Here is a 15747-nt window from a genome sequence, read left to right on the forward strand (position 1 = left end):
CTGGCGAACACGGCCTTGCGGGCTTCTTCATCGATGAACGGTGCCGGCGCTTCTTCCAGAACTTTCTGGTGACGACGCTGCAGCGAGCAGTCACGGTCGCCCAGGTGAATCGCCTGGCCTTGGCCGTCGGAGATGACCTGGACTTCCACGTGACGCGGGTTGGTCAGGTACTTTTCCAGGTAGACCATCGGGTTGCTGAACCAGGCAGCCGCTTCAGCGCGGGTCTGCTTGGCCGCTTCGATCAGGTCTTCTTCCTTGTGAACCACGCGCATGCCGCGACCACCGCCGCCGCCAGCGGCCTTGATGATCACCGGATAGCCGACTTCACGGCCAATGCGCAGGGCGATTTCTTCGTCTTCCGGCAGCGGGCCGTCAGAGCCGGGAACCGTTGGCACATTGGCGCGCTTCATGGCGTCCTTGGCAGAAACCTTGTCGCCCATCAGGCGAATGGTTTCGGCTTTCGGGCCGATGAAGGCGAAACCGGATTTTTCCACTTGTTCAGCGAAATCGGCGTTTTCCGCGAGGAAGCCGTAGCCCGGGTGAATCGCCGTAGCGCCGGTGAGTTCGGCAGCCGAGATGATGGCCGGGATGTTCAGGTAAGAAAGGTTGGCGGGCGCCGGACCGATGCAGACGGTTTCATCCGCCAGGCCCAGGTGCATTAACTCGCGGTCTGCCGTGGAGTGTACAGCGACAGTCTTGATGCCCAGTTCTTTACAGGCACGCAGAATGCGCAAGGCAATTTCGCCGCGGTTGGCGATCAGGACTTTTTCCAGCATCGCAGGCTCTCCCCGGTTCAAACGATGGTGAACAGCGGCTGGTCGTACTCAACCGGCTGACCGTTTTCTACCAGGATGGATTCGATCACACCGCTAACTTCAGCTTCGATGTGGTTCATCATTTTCATGGCTTCGACGATGCAGATCGTGTCGCCTTTCTTGACCGTCTGACCCACTTCCACAAATGCTGGCGAAGTCGGCGCAGGGGTACGGTAGAACGTACCGACCATTGGCGACTTGACCACGGTACCGTTGAGCTTAGGTGCTGAAGGCGCTTCTGCGGCTGCAACCGGAGCAGCAACAGGCGCTGCGGCTGGAGCAGGCATCGGAGCAGGAGCGTAATACTGCTGGGCCGGAGTCTTGCTGTGACGGCTGATCCGTACGGATTCTTCGCCTTCACGGATTTCCAGTTCGTCGATGCCAGACTCTTCCAGCAGTTCGATCAGTTTCTTGACTTTACGGATATCCATTAATCATCAACTCCCAAGGGTCGGTCAGGGGTAAAAGTTGTTAGCGGTTCGAATCGTGCAGCGCAGCCTCTGGCTGGGCGGTCATGATTTCGAACTGATGGCCACTTGTTCCAGGGCGGCCTCCAGGGCCAGTCGGTAACCGCTGGCGCCAAGGCCGCAGATCACGCCTACAGCAACATCTGAAAAATAGGAGTGATGGCGGAAAGGTTCGCGCTTGTGCACGTTTGACAGATGCACTTCGATGAATGGGATGCTCACTCCCAGCAGCGCGTCACGTATTGCAACGCTGGTGTGAGTAAAAGCAGCCGGATTGATCAGAATGAAATCCACGCCTTCATCGCGTGCGGCGTGAATGCGATCGATCAGTTCGTACTCGGCATTGCTTTGCAGGTACATCAGATGGTGGCCGGCGTCACGGGCCTGCTGTTCCAGGTTCTGATTGATCTGGGCCAACGTAATCGCGCCGTAGATCCCGGGTTCACGGGTGCCAAGCAGGTTCAGGTTGGGGCCATGCAGGACCAGGAAAGTCGCCATCGTATGTTCCTTGTTATGGTTGCGAGCGCTAATGCCCGGCGACTATGCCGGAAAGCGCATTGGACTGTCCAGTTAACTGCAATAGCCAGCACGATGAGCGACATTCGCGAAAAGTTTGTGACTCATTCGCTAAATTTGGTCATTTGCTCTAATCAACCGCTCTGCGAGGCCGTTCGCGTCGATTTCGCCGACGACGCGCACATCGGCGCGTTCCTCGCCATTTTTGCCGAAGATCAATAACGCGGGGGGACCGAACAGCTTGTAGCGGTCGAGCAAGGCGCGCTGTTCGGCATTGCTGTCGGTCATGTCGAAGCGGATCAGCCGATAACCCTTGAGCTGGCTGACAACAGCTGGATCTGGCAAGACTTCGTGTTCGATCACTTTGCAGCTGATACACCAGTCGGCGTACCAGTCGAGCAGCAACGGCTGGCCAGCGTTTTTCGCCGCGCTCAAAGCGCGATCCAGTTCGGCTGACGTCGTAATCGTCTGCCATTCGGCGCCATTCGTGATGGCGCTGGCGTTGCTGAACGTGGCTGGCGTGCGACCCAGCGGACGGGTCGGATCGGTTTGCCCGCTCCACGCACCAAACCAGCAGGCCAGAGCATAGACCAGCAGAAACAAACCGAGCAGTTGGCCCAGACGCTGCCGGGTGGTTTTCTCGGTAAATTGCAGCGCGCCGAGAAACAGCGCGACTCCGGCAGCTAGCAAACCGGTCAACAACAGAGTGATTTCACCGGGCAGGACGCGGCTGAGCAGCGCAATGGCCAGACCCAGCAGCAAGACACCAATGGCATTCTTGACCAGCACCAACCAAGGCCCGCTTTTCGGCAGCCAGGTTGCGCCGCCGGTGGCGATCAGCAACAGCGGGGCGCCCATGCCCAGGCCCAGGGCAAACAGTTTCAGGGCTCCGCCGAGCGCATCGCCGCTGGCACTGATATACAGCAGCGCACCGGCCAGCGGAGCCGACACGCAAGGCGAGACCAGCAAACTGGAAACCACACCCAGCACCGCCGCGCCCCATAACGAGCCGCCTTCGGTGCGCCCCGCGATGCGATCCAGACGCGTGCTGATCGCCTGCGGCAAGCGCAGCTCGAAGAAGCCGAACATGGCGATGGCAAACACCACGAAGAACAACGAAAACGGCACCAGCACCCACGCCGATTGCAGTCGCGCCTGAAGATTGAGACCGGCGCCAAACACGCCCATCAATGCACCGAGCGCGGCAAAACAGAGCGCCATGGGCAACACGTAAGCCAGGGACAGACTGAAACCGCGCAAACCGCCGACCTGTCCACGCAACACCACGCCGGACAGAATCGGCAACATCGGCAGCACGCACGGCGTAAACGTCAGGCCAATACCGGCGAGGAAAAACAGCGCCAGCTCTTTCCAGCTCCATGCGGCTTTGACCGGGCTGGCGGGGGCAATTTCAGCGGGACTGGCGTCACCATCGCCAATGCTCAGCCGCTCGGTTTCCGGGGGATAACACAGGCCCTTGTCGGCGCAGCCTTGATAGGTAACCAGCAGGGTAAAAGGGCGGTTGTCGCCGGGTTTACGCGGCAAGTCGACGTCGAGAATGCCGTGATAGACCTCAACGTCGCCGAAATACTCGTCATGTTTCTGCTCGCCAGCCGGCAGTTGCGCGGCGCCCAGGCCAATATCGGCGGGCTCGGTGCGGAACTGAAAACGGTGGCGATACAGGTAATAGCCTTCGGTGGCGACAAACCGCAGCTTGATCGACTCGGGCGTGGTTTCAATCAGGTTCAGCTGAAACGCCTGACGGACCGGCAGGAAATCCTTGCTGTTATCCAGCGTCGTACCGCCCAGAACCGCGTTCGGGCGACTATCCAGCAACCCGGCACCAGTGGCGGGCAGGGCGAGGATCAACAACAGCAGGCATAGCAGGCGGCGCATGGCGGTCTCGGGTCGCGAAAGTCCGCGCATGATAGCGGAGTAGGACAGTGAACTGTAGAAGCCTGCCCGTTGGAGCGAGGCTTGCCCGCGAATCAGACGCCTCGGTGGGCCAGAATCACCGCGTTATCGTTCTTCGCGGGCAAGCCTCCAACGGATCTGCACGTACAGCCGATGCATATGCGTCTACTGGAATGCCGTCTTCCCGGCTAAAGCCGGTCCCACAGTGGGACCGGCTTTAGCCGGGAAGGCGACGGTTCAGACAATACGTCTGGCGCCTGGCGGTTGCCCCCGGACATAGAATCTCCAACAAGCTCTTTTTCCACTCCAGGCCTCAAGCCTGCTCGTTGGAGCTCACCAGAAACGGTTCGTCATGCTCGGAGTTGACATGATTGCGCCCGGCATCCTTGGCGCGGTACAGCGCTTCGTCGGCACGGGAGGCGAGCATCAGGCTGTCATCCGAGTCGCGCAATGCCACGACACCCGCGCTGAACGTGCAAAACAGATCCACCGGTTGCGCCGGGTAATGTATCTCCGCAAAGCGGCGGCGGATTTCGTCGAGCACCTTGTGCGCGTTCTGGATGCTGGTATCGGGCATCACAATGGCGAACTCTTCGCCGCCATAACGACCTATATAGTCGGTCTTGCGCAGCCGTTGTTTGAGAAACAGCGCCAGACTCTTGATTACCCGGTCGCCCATGGGATGGCCGTGGCTGTCGTTGACCTTCTTGAAATGATCGATATCGAGCATTGCGAAGCACAACTGCTGGTTTTCCCGCCGCGCGCGGAAACTGCAGTCTTCAAGCAATTGCAGGATATGCGTGTGGTTATACAACCCGGTCAGGCTGTCGCGAACCATGCGCGCCTTGAGATTGCGCGCCCTGGCGGCACGATTACGCACCGTAGTAATCAGGTGGCGCGGCTTGATCGGCTTGGTCAAAAAATCATCGCCGCCTTCGCTCATGGCGTCGAGCTGCTTGTCCAGATCATCCTCGGCCGAGAGGTAAATGATCGGCACGCTGACGTAGCGATCGTTATGCCGAATGACCTTGGCCAGTTCCACACCGGTGCAGCCGGGCATGTACATGTCGAGAATGATCAAGTCGGGCTGGAAATCCGCCAGTTCCGCCATCGCCTGGATCGGGTCCAGCAACGTGCGGGTGACGATCCCGGCGCTGTTGAGCAGGCGTTCAGTGTGCGTGGCCTGGGCGCGGGAGTCGTCGATGATCAGCACTTTATAAGGTTCGTACTGGGCGACGCAGGTCAGGATCTCGATTTTCTCCAGCAGACTCGAAGCTTCAAGCGTACCAGTGAGAAACTCCTCACCCCCGGCACGCACAGCGGCAAGACGCGTCGGCGTATCGGTTTCCTGATGGCTGAAGAACAACAGAGGCAGCTTTTGCTCAAGTCCTTCCTGAACCTGCGCAGCCAGTTTCAAGCCATCACCGGGGCCGCCGAAATCCACATCAATGACGATGGCCGCCGGGTGGCGCTGGGCCATGGCTTCATGGAAGGCGGCCAAGTCACTCAGTGATTGCGCGAAGAGTCCGAAAAACTCCAATTGCCTGGCCAACCGCTCGGCGCGCTCGGAATCCTGCAAAGCAATGTAGATCGGCTTGCGCAACGGCGGCAGCGAAGTTTGTTCGAAACGGTCACCATGCCGCAGCCCGGTACGCGATAGACGCTGCATGACGCGATTGAGGTCGGTAATCAGATCGCTGCTCAATCGACCCCGATTGGCCTCCACCCCATCCAGCGTCAGACTGATCGCCCGCGCCAGCTCCACATGCTCAACCTGCTCGAAACGCTCGGCAAACCGCATCAGCCGCTCGTTGGCAACCTTGAGCTCGGCCAGGTCATCGGTCGACCATTCACTTTGTTGCAGCCGTTGCCACGCCTCAAGGATCTGGCGCGCCTGATGGATGACTCGTTGAGCGAAGTGATGCTTGAGCCGGTCTCGGCTTGGATCTTCTGACTCGGTCATGGGCTGGCTACGTAGTGAATGTTCACTGAGGACGAATGCTGGCGCTATGCTAGCACCTCTGCCAAGCACAAGCGTGCCATAAGTCAATTAATTGGCAAGTATTTGCGGGCTGGACAGTGGCACCTCCTCCTTAATATGCGTGATACGTGCCACGAGCGAGGCTTCGTAGATTTGTGTGGGCATCCATGCAGGCATATGCGGGAATTGACGCTGCGGGCGTGTCAGGCATTTCTGATTTTTTGGGGGGGTGAGCTGAGGGTGGGAGTGGGCTGGTAGGGTGCTGAATACCTCAGCAGGAACCAGCTTTCATGACTCAATGCTTCAAAGACCTCGAGTGCGATACGCAGGTCCTGAACCAGAACACCAAGCCGATCTCCGAATGTGAAATCCGCAGCCAGAACCTTTACGACTGTGACTCCGACTTCATCGAAGTGCCGATCCTCACGTGCGAAGGCCTCTGGCGCATCTTTCAGCGCGAGGCCGAAGAGATCGTTGCCCCCGGCGGAGTGCTTATCGCCGACCCCAAGGAACGTAACCGCGCAATAAATGCGGCCTATGCCCGATTGTGGCTGCATGACTCGCGTTTCCAGTGGGCGGGGCTGGCAGCATTTGCGTCAAAGCAGGTGGGTTGTGGGTTGTTGCATGCGTCGGACTCGATCGATCTGATTCAGGCGGAGAGAGACGCCCTGCAGAACATGCGCGACAGCAGAAGCGAGTCTGGTCTGTTTACTCCCGACAAAATGCCAGAACAAGCGCAACTCATGCGTGATCACAAGCAGGCTGATGCAGTTGATGGTATTCCGGTTTGGTTGCCGAACTCCGGGGTGCGCTGGAGTTTTGAGGTATGTGTACGAAATGATGGCTTTGGGGAATACGACGTTGTTCCTCGATATCTATCCATTACATATGTTTTATGCGAAGCGCGGATTAGCGGAGCTAAAAACATGCTTAAAAAAGCGTGCGGGAATTTTTGGTCATCCGAAGTTTCCTGTGCTTTGGCCTATTGGAGAAAAGGCACTTTTATTTGGGCGTGATCACAAGGAGATATTGGAAGGTTTTAATGCGATTGACCGGGGGGATTTGGCTGGGGGTGTAGAGCATTTAGCCGTGCATGAGCAGCGCAACATTCTGCAACCTTCAATGTATAACGACTGGAAATTGGTTCTGGCTCTGCGTGTCAATCATCTTTCTTTTGTCACCAATTTTCCCTCGGGGCTTGCTCAAGCCATTGAGCTGACACTCGCCAGCCACTGCCAGGCTGTCGAAGATGGTCGCACTGTTGGCTTCAGTGACAATCCGCTTGCAGATTTGTCAGCGTTCAAGCAGCGAATGCCTTTTGTACTTAAGGCGGCCGCGCGGTTTGATCAAATGCTTAATGGCTCAGACCGCAGTAATCTGGAGCAATCGATTAGAGATATCGCTGCTGGGGGAGGAGTGCAGTGAATCATTGTTTGAATCTGGCAAGGTGGCGAATTAGCTTAACCTGGTTGTTGGCTGGGGTAATAGCGTTCATGGTTTTTTACCTGACCTTTCTGCAGTATTTCGCTGATCGTGAAATTGCGTTGATTATGGGTGAGCCTTGGGACGATATGCGCCGGCGTTCTACGGTACGGATCGCTCCAGCGATACCAGGACATTATTGGGGGCTTTCGCCTGAGGCCGATGCGCGGCTTAGGTTTATAGACGAAAAATATGGTTTCATTACGCCAGTGGGTAGTTTTTTTATTATAACGTTCGATAATGAAAAGGTCGCTAGCGCTGTGATTTACCCGCACACACAACCTTTGCTCATCGATGAAGCGGTTGAAATCGTAGTGGCCATACAAGAACAATTTAGGTCGGGCGGATGGTTTCCGATATATCCAAAAGACAATCCACCATTCGCCGATACTCCTGAATGGCGTATCTCGGTGCGCGACGCAAAAAATGGGCAGCGCACGTTTTGGCAGGCCGCAGATAGATATCAGGCAGCGCTTGTCATGCATCGATTTAAAGATTTGAGGCATCCCACTCAAGAGCGTTATCAAATAATTGTAGATGTATCAACGGCCTGGATGCCTAGCGAAGCTGAGCTAGACAACATAACTCTCAAGCCTTACCTCTGTAAAAAACCTTGCCCTAAAAAACTAATGGAGAATTTCTAATGCCAGTTCCCTGCTACCTCACACTAATAGGAAAGAATGGAAACCGTATCAGCGCAGGCGCTCTTAGCGAAGGTTCGGTTGGCGCGGCCTGGAAACGTGGTCATGAGGATCAAATCCTTGTTCAGTCATTTGAGCACGGTATTGCGGTACCGGGCGGTGCGGATTCAGGCCAGCGCATGCACAAAGCCATGATCATCCTTAAAGATATCGACAAGTCATCACCGCTGATTAACGCAGCATTATGTGATGGGGAATTGCTGGCAGAGTGTCGTCTTGAGTTTTTTCGAGTGACGGCAATAGGCGAGGAGCATTTTTATACCATGGAGTTGAAGAACTCAGTAATCATAGGCGCTGACGCCTACATGCATGATTGTCGTGATCCGAAATTTGCGCACTCGAACCCGATGGAAAAAGTGCGCTTCTCTTATCAGGAAATCACCTGGAAACACGAGACGGGTCGCACAATTGCCTCCGATGAATGGCGGAGTGCCGGGCAAGCATGAAACTCATCAGCCGCCTTGAACCACTACCAGAAGAACTTCGTAATGCTTACTCTCCAGAGGAGGCTCGCGGGTTGGTTCGGGATTCTTTCGGGGCCGCGTACAGCATTGAAGGTATGGACAAACTCAGGCATGGCTTGATATTGGATACTGACACTGAAGTATTGGAGCGTGTTGGAAGCGGCGATTGGTTGTTGATCAATGAAAAAGCGTACTACTTCGACAATGGCGGGATAGTGAAACAGGCTAAAGAGCAGCAGGTAATGGAACTGATGAATTCCCCACCGCCTCAACCAATGCAAATAATCACTCAGTTCCGTATCCTGGATAGCGAAACCCGCGAGCCTATAACCAGTTGCAATTTTGCTACGGTGATAGACGGTCAGAAGGGTGAGCGCCGGACTGACAGTTATGGAGTTGCCCATATTTCGAAGCCGTCGGAGAAAGTAAGGGCTGCATCGATCATGTTTCAAATGCTGGAGCGGCGTGAGTAATCAGCGTGATCAGAATGTGCATTTCAGCAGCCTAGCCCCGCATGATTCTGGACCACCAGTTGCGCGCAGTCCCAACATTAGACTCATCCCGCCCCGGCAACAAACTCGGCATATCGCGCAAGCGAATCCACGGTTCGTTCTGCCAGTGCAGCACGCTCAATTCTGCGCCTTGCCATTCCAGGCGTGCCGGTGTCGGGGTGTTGTGGGTGTGGCGGGAAGGGGCTTCGTTGAGGATGGGCATCACTTCATAGGTCAGCCATTGGCGCAGTTGGCTGTTGGCGGGGTGATGGTGGTAGATGAGCAGGGCGTACACGGCGGATTTGCTGATCATCTGCACTTCCTTCACGTCCCCGTAACAGATCAGGCGCTCGGTGCGCCGTTGATCGCTGTCGAGTTTCCGGGTGAAGCGGTTTGCGAAGAACATACCCACCAGGCGTCCGAGATCCCTGGCGCAGAACCACGCCTGGCCCTCGATGATCAAGGCGTGAAGGGGCAGGTTGTGGCGGGTGAAGACAAGGGGTTCGTAAATGGCGTCCATGCGGGCTGCTCGCTGTTGAGTAAAGGCGTCGGGAGCTAAGAACACCAAGTAGAGTGCCAGCCTATTCCCCCGAAGGGTCTTGTATTAGCCGACTCCCGACATAACAGACGAGCAGAATCGCAGTGCGCCTGCGATAAAGAGACCTTATCGCAGGCGCAGAAAAACCGCATCTGTCGTGGCGGGTGTACGGTACTTGATGAGTTCTTAGGCTCAGGCCGCTAATGATAAAGAGCCGCGGATTTGGGTCAATGCCCAATGCTGTAGGGCTTTTCTGGTTTTGTTGTGATCGTTTTAATAACGATGAGCCTCGCGCCAGCGGGCTCACCGGAAACAACAAAACCTCCCACCCCACGTACCCCCAAAAGGCACGTTGCTGTAAGGTTGCGGTCAGAGCACTGAACTCCGTGATTGAAAGGATATGGCCATGCTGGATTGGAAGAACCGCGCAGGCAGCGCGAGTGAACGCGTCGATGAACCTGCTTCCGTGAAACGTCGCGGCTATCTGGGCGGGCTGTTTTACAGCCGTGCACTGGGCGCTCTGGTGGCGATTTATCTGATCGCCACGTTGCTGATCGGCTGGTACTGGAGCCAGGAGCCCGCGCTGTTCCCGGTCCAGCAGAACGCTCAGGCTGCGGCCCAGCGTGAAGGCAAGCAGATGGTGATCGGCTACACCACTGTCGAAACGCTGAAATCTGTCGCGCAAACCCTGCTCGATAAGCGTGGTGGCTATCTGTCCAACGACCGTCTGCCGCCCGGCCTCTGGCTGGACAACATTCCAAGCTGGGAATACGGCGTGCTGGTCCAGGTGCGTGACCTGAGCCGCGCCATGCGTAAGGACTTCGCCCGTTCCCAGTCGCAATCGGCGGAAGACGGCGATCTGGCCAAGGCCGAGCCGCTGTTCAACTTCGATAACCGCAGTTGGGTGCTGCCTTCCAGCGAGTCGCAGTATCGTGATGGCATCGCGGCGTTGAATCGCTATCAGGCGCGCCTGTCCGATCCGACCCAGAAAAATGCGCTGTTTTATGCCCGCGCAGACAACCTGAACAACTGGCTGGGCGACGTCGGTACGCGTTTGGGTTCGTTGTCCCAGCGTTTGTCGGCCAGCGTCGGTCGCGTCAAGCTCAACAGCACGCTGAAAACTGAAGCGATGGCTGATGTGAAACCGGGCGAAGTGCCACAGGTCGATGAGGAAATCGTCGAGACCCCGTGGTTGCAGATTGACAACGTGTTCTACGAAGCACGCGGTCAGGCCTGGGCGCTGTCGCATCTGTTGCGCGCCATTGAAGTCGACTTCGCCGATGTACTGGCCAAGAAGAACGCGACTGTCGGTGTGCGCCAGATCATTCGTGAGCTGGAAGCCTCGCAAGAACCGTTGTGGAGCCCGATGGTGCTCAACGGCAGCGCGTTTGGCGTGCTGGCCAACCACTCGCTGGTCATGGCCAACTACATCTCCCGCGCCAACGCGGCTGTGATTGACCTCCGTCAACTGCTGTCGCAAGGCTGATCCATGCCGTTTTCATCCCATGAGGCGGCGCATCGCGCTGCCTCCGATGCCGAACAGATCGCCTGGGTCGACGAGCAGGACAACCTGCTCGGCTCCATCCAGCGGGCCGAATTACGTGAGCGCGGCCTGATTGGCCGTGGCACTTATATATTGGTGTTTAATTCGGCGGGCGATCTGTGCGTGCATCAGCGCACCTTGAGCAAGGCGATTTATCCCGGCTATTGGGACGTGGCCGCCGGCGGCATGGTGCAGGCCGACGAAAGTTATGCTGAATCCGCCGCTCGGGAACTGGCCGAGGAGCTGGGCGTGAGCGGCGTGACCTTGCGCGCCCATGAGCAGTTTTTCTTCGATCAGCCGGGCAATCGCCTCTGGTGCGCGGTGTTTTCCGCGATCTGGGACGGCCCGTTGACCCTGCAGCCGGAAGAGGTGCTCCAGGCGCGCTTTATCCCGGTCGCCGAGGTGCTGCGCGAAACCGCGCAAAAGCCTTATTGCCCGGACTCTCTGGCGGCGTTGAAACGCTATCTGGGTAACGTCGCAAATGTTGAGTAAATTGGCGCACATTGGCCCTTAGCAACCGGGCTTTTTGCCGTTACACTGCGCGACCTTTTCAAGCTTGGCCGATTGTTCGGCCTCGCTGCGCTGCCCCTGCATGAGTGGGGCTTCGCGGTCGACACTGCGCGATGCTTATGTCGACTGATCTTCAGTCCTCAACAAGAGGATTTGTGGTGGCAAAAAAAGCCGCTTCCTTCGCCGCCCTGGGTGGCCTGGTATTTTCCACCGACGCAGGACGGCATTGTCCCGACTGTCGTCAGCCCGTCGATGCCTGCATCTGCAAAAAGACGGTCATCCCCGAAGGTGACGGGATCGCTCGTGTGCGCCGCGAAAGCAAAGGCCGTGGCGGCAAGACGGTGACGACCATCACCGGCGTGCCGTTGGCCGAAGATGCCCTCAAGGATCTGGCCAAGACCCTCAAACAGCGTTGCGGGACTGGCGGTTCGCTCAAGGACGGCGTGATCGAGATTCAGGGCGATCATGTCGAGTTACTGTTGGCCGAGCTGGTCAAACAGGGCTTCAAGGCCAGGAAGTCCGGCGGTTGACCGACGTTTCTAAACTCTGACCCGTGCTGCCGGTCTATTGCCGGTAGCGAGTTGGCGCCAAATCGTCATTTCCACTCTTTACACTGCGCCCAGCCCGATTTCCGGCTGGCGCTATCTGACTTTTTATAGGGGACTTCGATGTCCGTACGACGCACACGCAAAGACGATGGCAGCCAATGGACCGTTGCGGACAGCCGCAGTGTTTATGGCATCCGTCATTGGGGGGCCGGTTATTTCGCGATCAACGAAGCCGGTCGCGTTGAAGTTCGCCCCAATGGGCCGAAAAGCTCGCCCATCGATTTGTACGAGCAGGTCGACAACTTGCGCAAAAGCGGTCTGTCCCTGCCATTGCTGGTGCGTTTTCCCGACATTCTGCAAGACCGTGTTCGCCAGTTGACCGGCGCGTTCGACGAGAACATCGCGCGTCTGGACTACCAGAGCAAATACACCGCGCTGTACCCGATCAAGGTTAACCAGCAGGAAGCCGTGGTCGAGAACATCATCGCCACGCAGAACGTTTCCATCGGTCTGGAAGCCGGCTCCAAGCCTGAGCTGATGGCCGTACTCGCGCTGGCGCCGAAAGGCGGGACCATCGTCTGCAACGGTTACAAGGACCGTGAGTTCATTCGCCTGGCGCTGATGGGCCAGAAGCTTGGCCACAATGTGTTCATCGTGATCGAAAAAGAATCCGAAGTTGAGCTGGTGATTGAAGAAGCCGCCGATCTCAAAGTCGCGCCACAAGTCGGCTTGCGTGTGCGCCTGTCGTCCCTGGCTTCGAGCAAATGGGCGGATACCGGCGGCGAAAAATCCAAGTTCGGTTTGTCGGCCGCGCAACTGCTGTCGGTGGTCGAGCGTTTCCGCAAGGCCGGGCTGGATCAGGGCATTCGTCTGCTGCACTTCCACATGGGTTCGCAGATCGCCAACCTCGCTGACTATCAGCACGGCTTCAAAGAAGCGATTCGCTACTACGGCGAGCTGCGCAACCTCGGCCTGCCGGTGGATCACATCGACGTCGGCGGTGGTCTGGGCGTGGATTACGACGGCACCCACTCGCGCAATGCCAGCTCCATCAACTATGACATGGACGATTACGCCGGTGTCGTGGTCGGTATGCTCAAGGAATTCTGCGACGCGCAGGGCCTGCCGCACCCGAACATCTTCTCCGAAAGCGGCCGCTCGCTGACCGCGCACCACGCCATATTGGTGGTGCAGGTCACTGACGTCGAGAAGCACAACGACGAAGTGCCGAAGATCGAAGACAAGGAAAGCCTGCCGGAAACCGTGCAATGGCTGGTGGACCTGTTGGGCCCGACCGACATCGAAATGGTCACCGAAACCTACTGGCGCGCCACGCACTACATGAGTGACATCGCCACCCAGTACGCCGATGGCAAGATCGGTCTGGCCCAGAAAGCCCTGGCCGAGCAGTGCTACTTTGCAGTTTGCCGCCGTTTGCACAACTCGCTCAAGGCACGCCAGCGTTCGCATCGCCAGGTGCTGGACGAACTCAACGACAAGCTCGCCGACAAGTACATCTGCAACTTCTCGGTATTCCAGAGCCTGCCGGACACCTGGGCAATCGGCCAGGTCTTGCCGATTCTGCCGCTGCACCGCCTGAATGAAGAGCCGCTGCGTCGCGCCGTGCTGCAAGACCTGACCTGCGACTCCGATGGCAAGATCAAGCAGTACGTGGACGAGCAAAGCATCGAAACCAGCCTGCCGGTTCACGCCTTGAACGAAGGCGAAGACTATTTGCTGGGTATCTTCCTGGTCGGCGCGTATCAGGAAATTCTCGGTGACATGCACAACCTGTTCGGTGATACCGACTCGGTGAACATCTACCAGAACCCGGACGGCAGCGTTTACCACGCGGGCATCGAAACCCACGACACCATCGAAGACATGCTGCGCTACGTGCACTTGTCGCCGGAAGAACTGATGACCCATTACCGGGACAAAGTCGCCAGCGCCAAGATCAGCCCGCGTGAGCGCACTCAATACCTGGACGCATTGCGCCTCGGGTTGACGCGGTCTTCTTACCTGTCGTCTTGATCTGCTATTGAAGCACCCGTGGGAGCGAGCTTGCTCGCGAAGGGGCCATTCGACCGATGCATTCCTCGTATCGGAAATGTTGCCTTCGCGAGCAAGCTCGCTCCCACAACATCTATTGCGTAATCCCCATCCCTTTGCGCTGTAGGCAACTTCCTAATCTGCGTTTGGCTCTCTACCCCGCGCCTGTTCTCGGCCAGAATTCCCGGTCGCGACCACGTAGAGACGCCCGCCAATGCATGAGCAACCTCACTTTCGCCTGGACGTCGCCGATCTATCGGAAGGCTTGCAGGTGCTGTCTTTTGCCGGGACCGAAGCGATCAGCCAGCTGTTTGCGTTTGAGCTGGAAGTGCTGATCGATGATCCCGAACTGGATGTGCACAGCTTGATGTATCGGGCGGTTTTTTTGCGTTTCATGGGCCGTACGCTGGGGGTGCATGGGCAGATTCACGGGATTGAACGCAGTCACTTCAAGCCCGGCCCCGCCTGCTATCAGCTGAGCATCGGGCCGCGCCTTGCCTGTCTGGGCCAGCGATATACCCCACGAATCTTTCAGGATATGACGACGCCGCAAATCATCAGCCGGGTATTGCTGGAGCATGGCATTCGCGATGACAGCTACCGGTTTGATCTCAAGGCTGAGTTTCCGGTCAGAGGCTACTGCGCACAATATCGCGAAACCGATTTGCAGCTGGTCCAGCGGCTGTGCGGTGAAGAGGGCATCCACTACCATTTCCAACACTCGCCTCAAGGCCATGAACTCATTTTCGGGGATGGCTTGCGCGGCTTTCGGCCGACTCCCACGGCGCGTTATTCGGGCATACCCATGCAGAACGGTGTCAGCCGTTTTTCCGTGGACACTGCCGGTGCTGATCGATCACAACAGCTGGCAGCGGGTGAAAGCACGTTGCCGTTTGTGGCGGCCGGGCATCTGCTGCCGCTCAAAGGGCATCCAGATGTTGCATTCAATCATCTGTGGCTGGTCACCGCCGTGCAACATCGCGGCTTCGATCCTCGGCAGCTGGGCGCGCGGCGTAGCAACGACGCCGCGCTCTACATCAACCACTTTCAGGCAACGCCCTGGGAAGTTGTCTTCAAGCCTGAGCCCGTGGCCCGCTGGCAGATGCCGGATATCCAGCGAGCACGCATCGTTGGTCCGGTAGACGAACCCGTTGCGCGCGACTCGGCAGGGCGCGTAAAAGCCCGGCTCGATTGGGGCGATCAGGGCAGCGGTGCGTTATATGGCGAGTGCTGGTTGCCGGTTGCGCCCCATCTGTTGGAGATAGTGCGCGGCGGTATGCAGGTGGTGGTGAGCTGTGTAGGTGAAGACCCTGAACGTCCGCTGATAACGGCACGACTGCCTCAGTCCGGAGATACGTCAGTCGATGCGGTTCCCCACGCCCCGCAGGTCAAGCGCATCGAAGCGAATCTGCCGGCGCAGCAGTTTATCGGTGACGAGCAGTGCATCCAGCTGGATGGCGGGCCGAGCATCAGCTATGAAGACGGCTGCAGTTGGTCAGTCAGCGTTGGCGATAGCTGTCTCAGGCTGGATGCCAACGGTTTGAAGCTGGTCAGCCCGCGGATCCTGTTTTCGGCGGTGAGTGAGCCGCCAGATGATTCGCTGTAGGGGATTCCGCTGCGCTGTCGCTCAGCAAATACCGGACATGTGGGACCGGATTTATCCGGGAAGGCGGTATTTCTGACGACGAAATGCAGCGAATGTACCGGCCTCTTCCCGGATAAATC

At 57.6% G+C, this 15747-nt stretch carries 15 protein-coding genes and 1 pseudogene; 10 read left to right on the forward strand and 6 right to left on the reverse strand.

What is annotated here, in order from left to right:
* The 5 genes from ACP7E4_RS25015 to ACP7E4_RS25035 all read right to left on the reverse strand — a co-directional run.
* On the reverse strand, positions 1-776 hold a 776-nt coding region (locus ACP7E4_RS25015; RefSeq protein WP_426118378.1), incomplete at its 3' end, for a biotin carboxylase N-terminal domain-containing protein.
* A gap of 17 nt (positions 777-793) precedes the next feature.
* On the reverse strand, positions 794-1246 hold the full coding sequence (gene accB / locus ACP7E4_RS25020; RefSeq protein WP_020292703.1) for an acetyl-CoA carboxylase biotin carboxyl carrier protein: 453 nt from the start codon (positions 1244-1246) through the stop codon (positions 794-796).
* A gap of 81 nt (positions 1247-1327) precedes the next feature.
* Positions 1328-1780 (reverse strand): type II 3-dehydroquinate dehydratase, encoded by a 453-nt coding sequence (aroQ, locus tag ACP7E4_RS25025; protein WP_341522490.1) that lies wholly within the window; start codon positions 1778-1780, stop codon positions 1328-1330.
* A 129-nt stretch (positions 1781-1909) separates the two neighbouring features.
* Complete coding sequence (locus tag ACP7E4_RS25030; RefSeq protein WP_426118381.1) at positions 1910-3694, reverse strand: protein-disulfide reductase DsbD; 1785 nt, start codon at positions 3692-3694, stop codon at positions 1910-1912.
* Positions 3695-4025: 331 nt separating this feature from the next.
* Positions 4026-5675 (reverse strand): diguanylate cyclase, encoded by a 1650-nt coding sequence (locus ACP7E4_RS25035; RefSeq protein WP_426118383.1) that lies wholly within the window; start codon positions 5673-5675, stop codon positions 4026-4028.
* 308 nt (positions 5676-5983) lie between these two features.
* Between ACP7E4_RS25035 and ACP7E4_RS25040 the strand changes: the two are divergent.
* The 5 genes and pseudogenes from ACP7E4_RS25040 to ACP7E4_RS25060 all read left to right on the forward strand — a co-directional run.
* Positions 5984-6346 (forward strand): annotated as a pseudogene (locus ACP7E4_RS25040) (DUF2515 family protein); the annotation flags it as partial.
* A gap of 187 nt (positions 6347-6533) precedes the next feature.
* Entirely contained in the window at positions 6534-7118 is a 585-nt protein-coding gene (locus ACP7E4_RS25045; RefSeq protein ID WP_426118464.1) for a DUF2515 family protein, read from the forward strand.
* Between the two features lie 68 nt (positions 7119-7186).
* Complete coding sequence (locus ACP7E4_RS25050) at positions 7187-7819, forward strand: hypothetical protein (protein WP_426118385.1); 633 nt, start codon at positions 7187-7189, stop codon at positions 7817-7819.
* The gene (locus ACP7E4_RS25055; RefSeq protein WP_426118387.1) at positions 7819-8322 is read left to right on the forward strand and encodes an Hcp family type VI secretion system effector; all 504 of its coding nucleotides are present in this window, start codon (positions 7819-7821) and stop codon (positions 8320-8322) included. The genes ACP7E4_RS25050 and ACP7E4_RS25055 overlap by 1 nt, the downstream gene beginning before the upstream one ends.
* On the forward strand, positions 8319-8813 hold the full coding sequence (locus ACP7E4_RS25060) for a hypothetical protein (protein WP_426118389.1): 495 nt from the start codon (positions 8319-8321) through the stop codon (positions 8811-8813). Before ACP7E4_RS25055 ends, ACP7E4_RS25060 begins: the two co-directional genes overlap by 4 nt.
* Positions 8814-8844: 31 nt before the next feature.
* On the opposite strand, the gene ACP7E4_RS25065 is transcribed toward ACP7E4_RS25060, so the two are convergent.
* Positions 8845-9351 carry a BRO-N domain-containing protein gene (locus ACP7E4_RS25065; protein WP_426118391.1) on the reverse strand — a complete coding sequence of 169 codons (507 nt, stop codon included), beginning with the start codon at positions 9349-9351 and terminating at the stop codon, positions 8845-8847.
* A gap of 424 nt (positions 9352-9775) precedes the next feature.
* Here ACP7E4_RS25065 and ACP7E4_RS25070 point away from each other — a divergent pair, with 424 nt between their 5' ends.
* The 5 genes from ACP7E4_RS25070 (at position 9776) to ACP7E4_RS25090 (ending at position 15628) form a co-directional block, all read left to right on the forward strand.
* Positions 9776-10855: a DUF2333 family protein gene (locus ACP7E4_RS25070; protein ID WP_426118393.1), complete on the forward strand. Its 1080-nt coding sequence runs from the start codon at positions 9776-9778 to the stop codon at positions 10853-10855.
* A gap of 3 nt (positions 10856-10858) precedes the next feature.
* On the forward strand, positions 10859-11404 hold the full coding sequence (locus ACP7E4_RS25075; RefSeq protein ID WP_426118395.1) for an NUDIX hydrolase: 546 nt from the start codon (positions 10859-10861) through the stop codon (positions 11402-11404).
* A 176-nt stretch (positions 11405-11580) separates the two neighbouring features.
* The gene (locus ACP7E4_RS25080; protein WP_426118397.1) at positions 11581-11952 is read left to right on the forward strand and encodes a translation initiation factor Sui1; all 372 of its coding nucleotides are present in this window, start codon (positions 11581-11583) and stop codon (positions 11950-11952) included.
* A gap of 138 nt (positions 11953-12090) precedes the next feature.
* On the forward strand, positions 12091-14004 hold the full coding sequence (speA, locus tag ACP7E4_RS25085; RefSeq protein ID WP_426118399.1) for an arginine decarboxylase: 1914 nt from the start codon (positions 12091-12093) through the stop codon (positions 14002-14004).
* A gap of 232 nt (positions 14005-14236) precedes the next feature.
* Positions 14237-15628 (forward strand): contractile injection system protein, VgrG/Pvc8 family, encoded by a 1392-nt coding sequence (locus tag ACP7E4_RS25090; protein ID WP_426118401.1) that lies wholly within the window; start codon positions 14237-14239, stop codon positions 15626-15628.
* Positions 15629-15747 lie beyond the last annotated feature (119 nt).

Origin of the sequence: Pseudomonas sp. DSP3-2-3, assembly GCF_049898225.1 — a bacterium.
Classification (GTDB): Bacteria; Pseudomonadota; Gammaproteobacteria; order Pseudomonadales; family Pseudomonadaceae; genus Aquipseudomonas.

Coding starts and splice junctions, on each gene's coding strand:
- accB (WP_020292703.1), bottom strand. CDS start 1,246: ATGGATATCCGTAAAGTCAAGAAACTGATCGAACTGCTGGAAGAGTCT.
- aroQ (WP_341522490.1), bottom strand. CDS start 1,780: ATGGCGACTTTCCTGGTCCTGCATGGCCCCAACCTGAACCTGCTTGGC.
- ACP7E4_RS25030 (WP_426118381.1), bottom strand. CDS start 3,694: ATGCGCCGCCTGCTATGCCTGCTGTTGTTGATCCTCGCCCTGCCCGCC.
- ACP7E4_RS25035 (WP_426118383.1), bottom strand. CDS start 5,675: ATGACCGAGTCAGAAGATCCAAGCCGAGACCGGCTCAAGCATCACTTC.
- ACP7E4_RS25045 (WP_426118464.1), top strand. CDS start 6,534: ATGGCTTTGGGGAATACGACGTTGTTCCTCGATATCTATCCATTACAT.
- ACP7E4_RS25050 (WP_426118385.1), top strand. CDS start 7,187: ATGGTTTTTTACCTGACCTTTCTGCAGTATTTCGCTGATCGTGAAATT.
- ACP7E4_RS25055 (WP_426118387.1), top strand. CDS start 7,819: ATGCCAGTTCCCTGCTACCTCACACTAATAGGAAAGAATGGAAACCGT.
- ACP7E4_RS25060 (WP_426118389.1), top strand. CDS start 8,319: ATGAAACTCATCAGCCGCCTTGAACCACTACCAGAAGAACTTCGTAAT.
- ACP7E4_RS25065 (WP_426118391.1), bottom strand. CDS start 9,351: ATGGACGCCATTTACGAACCCCTTGTCTTCACCCGCCACAACCTGCCC.
- ACP7E4_RS25070 (WP_426118393.1), top strand. CDS start 9,776: ATGCTGGATTGGAAGAACCGCGCAGGCAGCGCGAGTGAACGCGTCGAT.
- ACP7E4_RS25075 (WP_426118395.1), top strand. CDS start 10,859: ATGCCGTTTTCATCCCATGAGGCGGCGCATCGCGCTGCCTCCGATGCC.
- speA (WP_426118399.1), top strand. CDS start 12,091: ATGTCCGTACGACGCACACGCAAAGACGATGGCAGCCAATGGACCGTT.
- ACP7E4_RS25090 (WP_426118401.1), top strand. CDS start 14,237: ATGCATGAGCAACCTCACTTTCGCCTGGACGTCGCCGATCTATCGGAA.